At 37.0% G+C, this 12,774-nt stretch carries 16 protein-coding genes; 6 read left to right on the top strand and 10 right to left on the bottom strand.

Translation table 11 applies throughout. From position 1 onward, the window contains the following. The first annotated feature begins 99 nt into the window (after window positions 1-99). Window positions 100-585, top strand: a complete 486-nt coding sequence (locus tag ACNSTQ_RS04455) for an N-acetyltransferase (RefSeq protein ID WP_418198649.1) — start codon at window positions 100-102, stop codon at window positions 583-585. A gap of 46 nt (window positions 586-631) precedes the next feature. Here the strand turns inward: ACNSTQ_RS04455 and ACNSTQ_RS04450 are convergent, their stop codons facing one another. From ACNSTQ_RS04450 to ACNSTQ_RS04435, 4 genes are all read right to left on the bottom strand, one after another. Next, window positions 632-1,258, bottom strand: a complete 627-nt coding sequence (locus ACNSTQ_RS04450) for an RsfA family transcriptional regulator (RefSeq protein WP_418198648.1) — start codon at window positions 1,256-1,258, stop codon at window positions 632-634. A gap of 168 nt (window positions 1,259-1,426) precedes the next feature. Further along, window positions 1,427-2,188 (bottom strand): enoyl-CoA hydratase/isomerase family protein, encoded by a 762-nt coding sequence (locus ACNSTQ_RS04445; protein ID WP_418198647.1) that lies wholly within the window; start codon window positions 2,186-2,188, stop codon window positions 1,427-1,429. Between the two features lie 121 nt (window positions 2,189-2,309). Continuing rightward, entirely contained in the window at window positions 2,310-2,483 is a 174-nt protein-coding gene (gene rpmF / locus ACNSTQ_RS04440) for a 50S ribosomal protein L32 (RefSeq protein ID WP_075385538.1), read from the bottom strand. A 118-nt stretch (window positions 2,484-2,601) separates the two neighbouring features. Next, window positions 2,602-3,123, bottom strand: coding sequence for a YceD family protein (locus tag ACNSTQ_RS04435; RefSeq protein WP_418198646.1), 522 nt, complete (start codon window positions 3,121-3,123; stop codon window positions 2,602-2,604). 245 nt (window positions 3,124-3,368) lie between these two features. On the opposite strand from ACNSTQ_RS04435, the gene ACNSTQ_RS04430 reads away from it, so the two are divergent. Then, a complete protein-coding gene (locus ACNSTQ_RS04430; RefSeq protein WP_418198645.1) occupies window positions 3,369-4,607 on the top strand; it encodes a nucleotidyltransferase in 1,239 nt (412 codons plus the stop codon). Window positions 4,608-4,686: 79 nt separating this feature from the next. On the opposite strand, the gene ACNSTQ_RS04425 is transcribed toward ACNSTQ_RS04430, so the two are convergent. After that, window positions 4,687-5,745 carry a SepM family pheromone-processing serine protease gene (locus ACNSTQ_RS04425; protein WP_418198644.1) on the bottom strand — a complete coding sequence of 353 codons (1,059 nt, stop codon included), beginning with the start codon at window positions 5,743-5,745 and terminating at the stop codon, window positions 4,687-4,689. Then, window positions 5,735-6,532 (bottom strand): patatin-like phospholipase family protein, encoded by a 798-nt coding sequence (locus ACNSTQ_RS04420; protein ID WP_418198643.1) that lies wholly within the window; start codon window positions 6,530-6,532, stop codon window positions 5,735-5,737. Before ACNSTQ_RS04420 ends, ACNSTQ_RS04425 begins: the two co-directional genes overlap by 11 nt. A 135-nt stretch (window positions 6,533-6,667) precedes the next feature. Between ACNSTQ_RS04420 and ylbJ the strand changes: the two genes are divergently transcribed. Continuing rightward, a complete protein-coding gene (gene ylbJ, locus ACNSTQ_RS04415; protein WP_418198642.1) occupies window positions 6,668-7,885 on the top strand; it encodes a sporulation integral membrane protein YlbJ in 1,218 nt (405 codons plus the stop codon). A gap of 25 nt (window positions 7,886-7,910) precedes the next feature. Here ylbJ and coaD read toward each other — a convergent pair whose 3' ends face one another. Then, window positions 7,911-8,399, bottom strand: coding sequence for a pantetheine-phosphate adenylyltransferase (gene coaD / locus ACNSTQ_RS04410; RefSeq protein WP_418198641.1), 489 nt, complete (start codon window positions 8,397-8,399; stop codon window positions 7,911-7,913). A gap of 26 nt (window positions 8,400-8,425) precedes the next feature. Beyond that, window positions 8,426-8,977, bottom strand: a complete 552-nt coding sequence (rsmD, locus tag ACNSTQ_RS04405; RefSeq protein ID WP_418198640.1) for a 16S rRNA (guanine(966)-N(2))-methyltransferase RsmD — start codon at window positions 8,975-8,977, stop codon at window positions 8,426-8,428. 580 nt (window positions 8,978-9,557) lie between these two features. Between rsmD and ACNSTQ_RS04400 the strand changes: the two genes are divergently transcribed. Further along, window positions 9,558-9,950, top strand: coding sequence for a DUF7147 family protein (locus ACNSTQ_RS04400; RefSeq protein ID WP_418198639.1), 393 nt, complete (start codon window positions 9,558-9,560; stop codon window positions 9,948-9,950). 47 nt (window positions 9,951-9,997) lie between these two features. Here the strand turns inward: ACNSTQ_RS04400 and ACNSTQ_RS04395 are convergent, their stop codons facing one another. Beyond that, window positions 9,998-10,276, bottom strand: coding sequence for a YlbG family protein (locus ACNSTQ_RS04395; protein ID WP_418198638.1), 279 nt, complete (start codon window positions 10,274-10,276; stop codon window positions 9,998-10,000). Window positions 10,277-10,428: 152 nt separating this feature from the next. On the opposite strand from ACNSTQ_RS04395, the gene ACNSTQ_RS04390 reads away from it, so the two are divergent. Continuing rightward, entirely contained in the window at window positions 10,429-11,916 is a 1,488-nt protein-coding gene (locus tag ACNSTQ_RS04390; protein ID WP_418198637.1) for an FAD-dependent oxidoreductase, read from the top strand. 11 nt (window positions 11,917-11,927) lie between these two features. Next, the gene (locus ACNSTQ_RS04385) at window positions 11,928-12,242 is read left to right on the top strand and encodes a hypothetical protein (protein WP_418198636.1); all 315 of its coding nucleotides are present in this window, start codon (window positions 11,928-11,930) and stop codon (window positions 12,240-12,242) included. 63 nt (window positions 12,243-12,305) lie between these two features. On the opposite strand, the gene ACNSTQ_RS04380 is transcribed toward ACNSTQ_RS04385, so the two are convergent. Beyond that, the gene (locus ACNSTQ_RS04380; protein WP_418198635.1) at window positions 12,306-12,746 is read right to left on the bottom strand and encodes a YlbF family regulator; all 441 of its coding nucleotides are present in this window, start codon (window positions 12,744-12,746) and stop codon (window positions 12,306-12,308) included. Between the last annotated feature and the right edge of the window lie 28 nt (window positions 12,747-12,774).

The raw sequence follows: 12,774 nt of genomic DNA, 5'->3' as shown, positions 1-12,774 counted from the left end.
GTTTTTTAACGATGTCCAATTCTTTTTGTAGTAAAATAGTATAAGGATGATTAATTTCTTTTACTTAAAAATACTACTATCAATTAGGGAGGTCATCTTATGGAGCAACCAGAAGTTAAGCGCTTACTTATTAATTATAAAACATTAGAGGAGTTTCAAAACTTTAGAGAATACGGAGCCCCTGAACTCTCAATGAAGGAAGACCTTCAAGCAAATATCATCGAGAATGACAGCGAATCACCATTTTACGGAATTTACTTCGGAAATAAGTTAATTGCAAGAATGAGCCTTTATCGAGTTAAAGGTAAGTTTGACCAATACTTTGAACCGCCACAAGACTACTTAGAACTATTTAAACTTGAGGTACTAGAGAAATACCAAAATAAAGGATACGGAAAAACTTTAGTAGATTTTGCAAAGAGCTTCAACTTACCAATAAAGACGAACGCGAGACAAAGATCAGATGATTTCTGGAATAAGATGGGTTTTGAGTCCGTTACCTACCAACCTATACGTGACCGTGGTGAAAACCCCTACGTTTGGTATCCAGAAGGAGTACAAGAACAAGTATTAACAGAGGATTAAGCTAAAAAAAGTCGACTCAAAGTGAGTCGACTTTTTTAAACCAAAATTAATTTGTTTTCTCTTCAGGTAAAACGGCCATCTTTCTTGCCCGATCCATTATATTAATTAACGTTCTATAATCTTCATTAATAGTTTCTTTTTCCTTTTTAATTAGCTTTATTTCTTTTTTCAGTTTGTCATTAGACTCTTTTAACTTTTCATTTTCTCTTTTTAACTTTTCGTTTTCATCTTCAAGTTGATTACTATGTCCTAACTTGCTAGCGTAAGTTTGTAAATAGTTAATGACGTCTTGGAGCGTCATGTCAGTCGTCGCTTCTCTTTGCTCTTTTGCAACTGGAGCTGCAGTTTCTTCTTGCACAACAGAATTTACAACAGGTGCTGCAACCATTTCCTCACTAGCTTCAACTTCATAGTTTGCTTGATCTTGATCGTCGTTTTCCATTAGTTTTCCTTTTTTACGTTGCTTCTTCGCTAATGTTATAGCTGCGTCATATTTTTTTCGAATAGCAGAGTTCCACCGAAACCCGCACGCAGCAGATGTTCGTTGCAACCTCTCACCGACTTCTTCAAATGCAGCTAGTTGTGTACTGCCTTCTCGTATATGACGTAAGACCACTTCAGCTAAGATCAAATCCTCATCATTCGTCCATGCGTCTTGCCGAATAATAGACATGTTATTATCCCTCCTAAAACATCTTTTGTCTATACTTATGCATCTACTAGATAAGATAGACTTTTATGTTCTATTAAAGGATTATGTCCTCGATTTTATTAAAGTATTCACAAGAGCGAATAAAGAGTTTTCTAGTTAGCTGAAAAAGCATTTTTCGTTAGACTTTGTTTACTTGGATAAAAAACGTTCAACAGCAGCATGGTGTTCGTCAGACTCCCATAATGTCGAACATTCATCAATTTCGTTTAAGAACCTGCTTTTTACACTCGCTTTATCGAAGCAGTCCGTCCAGCGTTTTTTATAGGCTTTCAACACAGGAGTTGATTGTTTTAAAAATGGAGCTAACCATTCCTTACAGCCAGAGTCAAAATGATTTGACTCAATAACCTGTTGAATAAAATTAAGATTAACAGCTTCATGCACATTAAATCGTTCAGCTGTCATAAGCATTTGTAGTGCGTTCGCTTGATCAATTCGCTCAAATAACATCGTAGAAGCACCCCACCCCGTCGTTATACCAAGCGTCCCTTGAACAAACCCTACTTTTGCATGTGGTGCAGCAAGTCTAAAATCACACGCAGTCGCTAATTCACAGCCCCCGCCAACTGCGGTACCATTAATTGCTGCAACGGTTGGCTTCGGAAAGAAAAAAAGTCGAAATAAAATTTCACCCATTTTTGAAAGCATTTCCTCTGCCTGCTTTTTCGTATGTAATAAATGAAAGATGGAAAGATCTCCACCAGAGCAAAAGGCTTGATCTCCTTTTCCCCTTATGACAACAATTTTATCTTGTTCATTAGTTTCAATCTCATCTAATTTTTCTGTTAGTAAGTTCATTACGTCATAATCAACCGCATTCCTTTTATCCTCACGATTAATAATTAACCACGCAATTCCATCTTCACGAACTAATTGTACCTTTTCCAACATCATTGCCCCCTTCATTTTTAATCTATTTCGACATTTTTCTTTTATCTCCTTCAATAAAAAGAGACTAAAAAAATAAGCAAAAGGATGATCCCTTTTGCTTATTATTTATGAAACTCATTTATTATTTGTTTAAAACGTCTTGTCCTTTGTATGATCCACACTCTTTACATACACGGTGTGCAATTTTTAACTCTCCACACTCAGGGCACTTTACCATACCTGGTACTGCTAATTTGTAGTGAGTACGACGTTTTCTTTTGCGAGTTTTTGAAGTTCTTCTAAAAGGTACTGCCATCATTCCCACCTCCTTAAAGGGCTGTCAATGTTACTAAAAATTTTACATTTATGATATTTATGCGGTTAGTCGTTGCTAACCAGAACAATTAAGGCCGAAAAAGCCGATGCTCCCAATATTACTGTTGATCGAAGAATTTAGCTAAGTCTGCAAGGCGAGGATCAATACGTTCTTTCTTATTTTCTTCCGTAATTAATTCCCAGTCTTGACCAGATTGGAGACCTTTTTCATTTGCTTCTTTGCTAATGAGCTGCAGTGGGATTTCTAGAAGGATATGTTCCATTATGTATGGAACAAGATCAATTGTGTCTCCATCTACGGAGTGAACATGTTCTTCTTCATCTTCACTTATCCATGCATGGTCATCCAAACTAAAGACTTCTTTCACTTGAAGGTGAAAGGGAAACTTTACATCTATTAACGATCTAGAACAAGGTAATGTCATTTCTCCCTTTATTTCAAGCGGAAACGAAATCAAATTCTTAGAAAATATCGCTTCACCAATCACTCGAACTGGTGTAATATCCCGTATCTGTGGGTCAAGCTTTTTAATATCACTAAGATCCACCGTCTCGTCAAACGTTAATCCCCTACTTTTTAAACCATTCAGTTGTTGAATTGTCCACTTCAAAAAAATCACCTCAAGGCAACAAGAGTAATTATAGCTGTGTAATTATTATTTGTCAACTTATTTTCTTTACACTATTTTCAAGTGTTTACTTTATCATTTTTCCCAATAGAATTGCAAGTTCTTTTATAAATGCTATACTTTTTATTAGTATAATTCACTATACCATTATGTATTTTTATTGGTACATTCGTCTATGACTGAAAAACAAAGCTTACCTTCATTTAAGTTGGTATTTTATGCTTGGAGGAGAGAATATGAAAGCTATCGGAGTTGTCGTTGAATATAACCCTTTTCATAATGGGCATTTATATCATTTAGAAGAGTCAAAACGTGTTACAGAAGGTGATGTTGTTATCGCTGTAATGAGTGGAAACTTTCTACAGCGTGGTGAGCCAGCGATTGTCTCAAAATGGCAAAGAACGAAAATGGCATTAGCCTCAGGTGTAGATATAGTCTTGGAACTTCCCTATGCTTATTCTACCCAAAAAGCAGAGATTTTTGCACTCGGTTCCATTTCCATATTACAAGCAATCGGTGTAGAAGAAGTTTGTTTCGGCAGCGAGGCTGGAAACATTGATCTTTTTCATGAGCTATATCATTTTATCAATGAAAACAAACAAAATTTTAATGAACAAATTCAGTTTTATATGAGTCAAGGAAATAGTTACCCTAAAGCGACATCTTTAGCTTTTTCTTCAATTAAAGGCGAACAGCAACTCTTAGACTTGTCACAACCTAATAATATACTAGGTTATCATTACGTTGAGGCAATCCATCGTCTAGGAAACAAAATGAAAGGTAAAACCATACAGCGAAAGTCCGCACAATATCATGATGAAGGCTTTGCATCTGAAACCATTGCTAGTGCTACAAGTATTAGAAAAGCGATTTTTAACAATTCAACAAACGAAAAAGGGACAATCGATAGAGTCATACCTAAAAGCACATTAGAGTTATTAACTGACTATGAAACATCTAATCATACACTCCATGATTGGGAACTTTATTTTCCGATGCTAAAGTATCAAATTCTTTCATCGACAGAAGCTGAACTTGCTGACATCTATGAGGGTGAAGAAGGCTTAGAGTATCGCTTAAAACGGTTTATTAGTGCTGCTAATAACTTTGCTGAGTTTATGCATTTGATCAAAACAAAGCGTTACACTTGGAATCGTCTTCAACGCTACTGCTTACACATTTTAACGAATACGAAAAAAGTGGACATGAAGTGGGCAAACGCTGGAAATCCTCCACCATACCTGCGTCTACTTGGCATGAGTTCTAAAGGACAAGCTTACTTAAACCAGAAAAAAAAGTCAGTTGATATCCCATTGGTGACAAAAGTAAATTCTTTTTATCACCCAGTTTTAGAATTAGAAAAAAAAGTTTCTAATATTTATACACTCGCTTTACCGAAGCGTTTACAAAACGTCCGCCTGAAAGAAGAATTCACTCAGGCCCCTATTCGCTTTACTGAACAGCTAAAAAAATAAGACATTGGCAGTAAGCTAATGTCTTATTTTCTCGTTAAAATTATTTGGTTGAAGCCACTTAAGCCATCGGCTAGCGACATTAACCTTCTTTTTCTTCTTTGGGTCCAAGACTTTCTAAATATTCAACAGCCTCTGCTAGTGTATTAACCCCTATCACTTTAGTTGATGTCCCTAGCTCTTTTGCTGTTGCGATTGCTTCTTTATAATTTGAGCCCTCTCGATCACCTTCCTTAGGAACAAAGAATATATCCGACCCAGCATTATGAGCAGCTACTACTTTTTGTTTAGCACCGCCTATACGGCCTACATTCCCTTGTTCATCAATCGTTCCCGTACCAGATATATGATACCCTTTCGTTAAATCTTCTGGAGTTAATTGATTAAGAACTTCTAAAGAGAACATAAACCCGGCAGATGGCCCCCCGATATTCCGAACATCAATTGTTACTTCAGGGGTGAATGAGAGTGTTCGATCTGCAACTGGATACATAATACCAATTCCAACTCTACCTTCCCCGCCTTCTATATCCTCTGGAAATGTTGATAAGGGAACTGCAATTTCGACTTCCTCACCATCTCGAAGAACCGTTAATACTGCCTCCTCCCCCAAATCTTTACCAGCAAGTCGTTTATTTAACTCATTAACCGTATGTACCCTATACCCATCTACTGCTAAAATCCGGTCTTCATGGGTTAGATACTCTTCTGCAGACATACCTTCGATGAATGAAGTAATCATAATTCCGTTATAAGATATATTGACTTCCTTGCCTGCATATTCGTAGGCTGCAATCTTTGCAGCGTCCTGAGAAGTATTCATCATCATTTGTTGTCGGTGAAGGTAATCTTCTTCTGTTTCTTCTGGGCGTTTTATTTGATCCTCAGGATAAATATCCCGGTAATCACTTAGGTGAGCCCATGCATAAAAATAAACATTTGTTTGTCCCATTAACACTGTAGTTAACATAAAGGACCCTTGTTCCTCCTTATAACCACCTTCTACTTCTACAAATGGGGCTAACTCTTTAGCATCTCCTGGTTGAGAGTAGTAAAAGGGCAGTTTATAAAAATGAAGTACAATTAAGATCGCTCCAATAATCCAAACTTTACTAATTTTTTTCTTTTTTTCAATGACCATCCGATTGTTTCTCCTTCCACCTGTCAATTTGTTCATGGATTAAATCGAGTTGCTTTTTAGCTTCTTCCTCTCCAAGCCGAATATATTCTTCTACATTTGTAAAAGCAATAGAGCTTGCTTGCTTTACCATTGGACGGATCATAACATCCGTATCAATCTCTCGGAGACGGACCATTTCACGCTCCATAATATCCATCGTTTGTAATATTACATCGTAGATCGAAGTAATTAGCGGATCCACTTGAAAATAAGAAACATCAACAGCAATCGTTATATCCGCTCCCATTTCTTTAACGACAGATACAGGTACCCGATCAATCACTCCACCATCAACAAGCAGACGCCCATCCCTTTTTTCGGGCACAAAGATACCGGGTATTGAAATACTTGCCCTGATAGCAGGAGCAGCAGGTCCATCTTTAAAAACAACTCGTTCTCCTTTTAATAAATCTGTTGCTACAACCCAGACTGGCGGCGATAACTCTTCAAGGTTTTTACCTTTGGCTAAAATATGAATAAGTTCTTTTACCTTTTTGCCTGCCACAAACCCCATCTTCGGTACGGTGAAATCTAAATAATACTTTCGTCGGAATAGTTTCGCAAATTTTTCAAGGGTTTCAGGTGATTGTCCTGCACCATATAAGACACCGGCAAGTGACCCGATACTGCTCCCCGCGATAAAATCAATTGGAATATTCGCTTCTTCTAACACTTTTAATACACCAATATGAGCAAACCCTCGTGCTCCACCAGAGCCAAGAGCTAATCCGATTTTAGGTCGATCCAAAAATATCCACTCCTATCTTACAGGTTACAACCCCTGTTTTCAATCATATGGTCTAAATTGACGAGCTATACGTATATTGATTAGTGGGACAGGTTGAATTGTTTCAAGTGTGTGTTCAAAAAGGAGGAAGCCCTCTTGAATTCTTCAATGGTTAAAACAATTGTACTTGCAATATTAGCGACTTCATTAACAGCTTCACTAATGATCTACCCTAAAGAATCATTCGAAGCTTCACTACGTGGCTTAACCATGTGGTGGGAAGTTGTGTTTCCTTCATTATTGCCTTTTTTTATCGTTTCAGAACTGTTGATCGGTTTCGGTGTCGTCACATTTATTGGCACACTTCTAAATCCATTTATGAGACCTGTTTTCAGAGTTCCCGGTGTCGGTGGCTTTGTTTGGGCTATGGGATTAGCATCCGGATTCCCAGCTGGGGCAAAATTAACAGCACGGTTACGTCAAGAAAAGAAACTTAGTAGGTTAGAAGCGGAGCGTCTCGTCACGTTCACGAATGCTTCTAATCCTCTCTTTATATTCGGTGCAGTAGCCGTCGGTTTTTTTCATAATCCAGCACTAGGTGTTGTTCTCGCCATTGCCCACTATCTAGGGAATTTTTGTGTTGGCTTCATCATGAGGTTTCATGGTGGTAAAGAAACGACACCTCAAACAAAAGAAGGACAGTCACCAAAAAGTTTTAAAGATGCTATTAAGTCCCTTCATGAAGAACGTCTAAAAGATGGTCGTCCAATTGGGAAACTACTAGGTGACGCTGTTCAATCTTCCATTAATACATTATTAATGATTGGTGGATTTATTATTTTATTTTCCGTATTAAACAAGCTTTTAAGTTTAATAGGTGTACTTACGTTATTATCATCCTTCATTTCAATTCTTTTTACTTTTTTAGCTTTACCCAGTGAATTAAGTATGCCTCTTATCGCCGGATTATTTGAAATAACGCTTGGCAGTCAATTGACTTCAGAAGCAAATGCTTCATTATTTCAACAAGTCATTATTGCTAGTTTTATTTTAGCCTTTAGTGGCTTTTCCGTCCAAGCTCAAGTTGCTAGTATATTAGCAGAAACCGATATTCGGTTTAAGCCGTACTTCATTGCTCGAATATTACACGGAATTTTCTCTTCAGTAATTGTAATCTTATTATGGAAGCCGTTATATCTTAGTCAAGTCGGAGTTGATCATGATGGAACTATTCCAGTGTTTCTTCAAGAGCAATCTTGGTCTTGGCTAATCACAGGTTGGAACGGACTAGTTCAGTTTGGATCTTTTATCACACTGTTCGGGCTTCTAATCTATATTGGAATTCATACAAAACGTGCCCTTACGGTAAAATAAAAACCATTTCATGTTGAAATGGTTTTTATTTCAGGTTCGTATATTTTGTACGTAGCGCTGCTTCTACGACATCTGGAACAATATCTGATACATTTGCACCGTACTTTGCAACTTCTTTTACAATACTTGAACTTAAGTATGAGAATTGATTGTTTGTCATCATAAAGAAAGTTTCAACTTCAGGGTCAAGTTTTCTGTTAATTGAAGCCGCTTGCATTTCATATTCAAAGTCAGAGACTGCTCGTAAGCCACGAATGATCGTTGTAGCTTTCTTTTGTTTCACATAATCTACTAATAATCCATTAAACGAGTCAATTTCCACATTTTCGATATGAGCAGTAACTTCTTGAAGTAGCTTTACACGCTCTTCTACCACAAATAATGGTGTTTTATTACGATTATTTAGAACTGCTACAATCACTTTGTCAAAAACTTTAGAACCCCTCGTAATAATATCTAGATGTCCATAAGTAACCGGATCGAAACTTCCTGGACAAACTGCAATACTAGCCATCCTTCTTCCCCCTTAGTATCAATAAATTATTCATAAAAATAAAATGAAATAGCTGTATCCCCATATACTTCACGCCTTTTACAGGAGAAAGATCCAATGTGCCCAGCTAGTTCGATGGATGCATCATGTTCAGCCACAATTATCCCGCCGCTTGCTAGTAAATTAAAATCGTGAATAATCCCGATTTCAGCCTCTATTTTTTGCTCTGCATACGGTGGGTCTAAAAAGATATATGTAAATGATACTTCTCTCTTAATAAGTGCTTTTAATGCTCGCTTCGCATCATTTCGGTAAACTTCCGCACGTTCTGTGTATGAACATACTTTTAAGTTCTCCTTAATAATATCTACAGCTTTTCGATTTTGGTCAACAAAAATCGCCTTTTCTACCCCTCTGCTGAGTGCTTCAATTCCTAAGTTACCACTCCCTCCGTATAAATCAAGCACCCATCCATGATCAAAATAAGGCCCGATAATATTAAATATCGATTCTTTTACTTTATCTGTAGTAGGTCTCGTTGTTGTTCCTGGAACGGCTTTTAATGGCTGTCCTTTTTTTTCACCTGAAATGACTCTCAATGTATACACCTTTCCTTCATTGCAGCTAGCATTCTTCTTTGTTTTTTATCCTATCATAAAAGGTTTAAAAACTAAAGAATAGGATAATTTACAATGTAAATTGAAAAAAATTACGAAACGATGTATTAGCGAAAATTATTGTGGTCATAATAAGATTAGCAACATTGAGAGATGTTGCAACAACCGCGGAGAAGACTTACGTTTCCCCATAAGTTCTTCCTCCGGTTTCTCCTCTCCCATAGCCTTGTACATACATTGTATGTTGTAGGGCACCTCGCAAGGAAATCCTTGCGAGGATTTTTTTTCGATGCTACATTATTTAATAGTGCGTGTTCAAAAAGGAGGACCAAAAGAGCCGAGAAGATCAAGGAAGCGTAGTCTCCGAGTACCGGAACGTATGGGTTAATACGTTAGGAGTGAAGGAGCAAGCTGACGAGCTACCACAGGTTGTGGTGACTTCGACGTTCCCACAGGACGTGGGGCTCTTAGTCGAAGATCTTCTATCGACAGCTATTTTCCCCCGACTTTTTGAACTTCCTCTAATAGGACATTACTAAGGACGGATAAGGAGAGACCTACTATGCTACAACGCTTCATTGAATTAGGAGAAGGCTACTCAGACCTATATGAATTAATGGAAATTGCCAAAAGCAATCATCACCGCATACATCATCTTGTGCGCTTAAATACGACGACTAACAATAGAAAAATGACCTCACTCGTCGTTGTGTTGAAACCAATCGAACCCGGAAATTATATGCCCTTATATATTTGCCGAGAAGGTATTCCTCAACCAGAGTGGAAAGAAAATAAACGCTTTTCCCTTTTTCAATCATTAGCCAATGAGCTAAACCAAGAAATTTTTCAACTAGAAGTTAAACCTTCTGACATTTTTAACGAAAAGCAATTATATTACCAATACTTAATTGGCGTACTACGATTAAATCACTTCATTCCAGAACTCAAGTTCTAAAAGAAGGTTTCGTATAAAAAAGGAGACTGAATTCCAGCCTCCTTTTTTTATATACCCATTTTATAATCATACTCTTTTGCTTTATCAGGCTTTGCGTTTTGGTATTGTGTTTTAACAAAAGGTCTCATCGAAACTTCTACCTTTTTAACAAAGTGAAGCGATTGGAGGCGATCAACCATAGCATCAATATCCTCTTGGTCACAGTATAACACAACGTATTTCATTTTTTTTGAAACATAATGAACGTTGCCGAATTTTCGTAATTGTCTGGCATATTTCAACGAGTGTAGCCATACTGCCAAGCCTTGTCTGTGACTAGCAAGCATAAATATTTCCCCTTTTCACGTATCATATAACTTCTTCAGTCTAGCAGAATTAATGTTATCGAGCAATAGAATGGCGATTTATTTTTGTAAGCACTCTCTTTTTTTATAATGTATAATGTTTGTATAATATTTTTACAAGAAAGGGATCTGATATGGGGGAAAAGATAATTGTTGTTGGCGGCGGAATAGGTGGTTTAACTGCAGCTGCTTTATTAGCGAATAACGGATATGATATTACCGTACTCGAAGCTTCTAATGAATGGGGAGGTTGTGCTGGAAAGTTTAACCGTAAGGAGTTTATATTTCCAGTTGGGGCAACATTAGGTATGGGGTTTGAAAAAGACGGAATTCATAAACGAGTAATGAATTATTTAAATAAACCTGTTTCTTATCAACAGTTAGACCATATAATGGACGTTCATTTTGAAAGTGGTGAACATATACGTGTACAACAAGATCGTCAAGCACATCTTGAAGCTTTAAAATCAATGTTCCCTAAAAAAAGCGCAGCAATTGAAACATTCTATACTAAAGTCTGGATGATTTCATCAGAAGTAAGGAAGCTATTGAGAACATTGCCAAGCTTGCCTCCAAGCACATTTAACGAATGGGCTTTTTTACTTCAATCGTTGTCACCTTCCTCTCTGAAGTTACTACCTTTTATGAATAGAACAGTTTTGGAGCTATTAAGGAGCTGTACAATTAATGAAAACGATTTGTTTTCACACTATATTGACGGACAATTGATCGACAGTATGCAAACAACGAGTAAACAATGCCAAAGTATACTGGGTGCTCTAGCACTTGATATTTATCACGAAGGTGCTTTCTATGTTGACGGTGGCTTATATGTCGTTGCCGAACAACTAGCTCAGCATATCGAGGAGAAAAATGGCTGTCTATTGAAAAAGAAAAAAGTTGTCCATGTTAAAAAACAAGGAAATGAATGGATTGTCACAGATCAAAAAGGTCAACAATGGCAAGGAACTCATGTCATATTTAATGTACCTATCCATTCATTACAAAAAATCCTTGAACCGACACTTTTTCACCAGTTACCTATTCGTTATAAAAAGAAAGCAAACCTTCCTACTTGGGGAGCATTTACGATGTACTTTGCATTAAAAGAAGATGATTACTTTGAACAGCTTCCATTATTTCAACAAGTAATCTCAAAAGATCATAATATGATCGACGGTGATCATATCTTTTTGTCACTATCTAAGGAAGGTGATACATTAAGAGCACCTGAAGGATACAGAACATTAACTGTTTCAACCCATACTGACACTAATAAATGGTTTAACATGGAAAAATATAAGACAAATAAGTTACAATTGGAAAGTAAGATAATAGAAAAAACAAAAATCGCTTTTCCGACGATTGAGAACCAAATTATTTTACAGTTGTCTGGTACTCCTAAAACATGGGAACGGTTCACCCATCGACCAGAAGGAATGGTTGGCGGGTTTCCACAAACGACTCGTGATAGTTTATTCTATAGTTTATCGCACCGCTCTCCCCTGAAAAACGCTTGGATGTGTGGTGATTCTATATTTCCAGGCGCTGGAACAATCGGTGCATCAATTAGCGGATACCATGTGTTTCGTTCAATCACAAACTACAATATTCAACTATAAGGAAGGTTATCATGTCGCTAGAAACCGTTTGGGATCAATTCATGGAACTTTTAAAAAGTAATCCTCTTATTACTTCTGTGACAAAAAAGAAATTTACAAGTCTCCCCTTTCTTTATGTCCAGACGAAAGTCAGTCATGTTGAGCTCGAAAATATGTTAAAGTCAGCAGCCATGACAGTTATGAAAGGAAAACGATTAACACTCGAAATGGCTTATGTCAGAAAAACTGAAGATACATATATTTACCGACTCCGTTTCTTAGTTCCTAGCGAAAAAATGTTTTGTTGTGGGAATGGATGTATGGACTGTATTCGTTTTAAAACGTAGGCAAATTGACCTTAGAAGTAAGAAAGAGGTTGACACTTAGTCAACCTCTTTCTTATACCTACCTTATTTACAACCACAACCTCCACCAGTACCACAGCTACCACCACACGCAATCTGATCAAAGTATGGGTTTCCTGAAGGAACTTTAATATGTGGTGAAACAGTCTTTGCAATGATACCACTAATTTCAATCAATAACTGATCTAGCTCTGTTTCTGCTTTCTTATACGCCGATATTACAGGATGTAAATCTAGTTCACGTTTTAATTCACGGACCTTTTTAGATGTCTCATGAAAGTTAGGATGATACTTTCCAAAACGTTGGACTTCCTCGTAATCTTCTTTTATTTGAACAAAGCTTTTAATCAAAGTTTGTGCTTCTTTATCATGATCCAATTTATACTTACACTCTTTAAAGTGATAAAACACTTCAGAGGATAAAATGACTTGAGATAATTGGTGCGTTTCTTCTAAAATATCAAATGACGTCATTGACGTTATCATTTAGCCACCTCCTGTTATGTATTATAAC

Origin of the sequence: Alkalihalobacterium sp. APHAB7 (assembly GCF_048323755.1) — a bacterium.
Taxonomy (GTDB): Bacteria; Bacillota; Bacilli; order Bacillales; family Bacillaceae_F; genus Alkalihalobacterium.
This window is presented reverse-complemented; position numbering and strand designations above follow the sequence as displayed.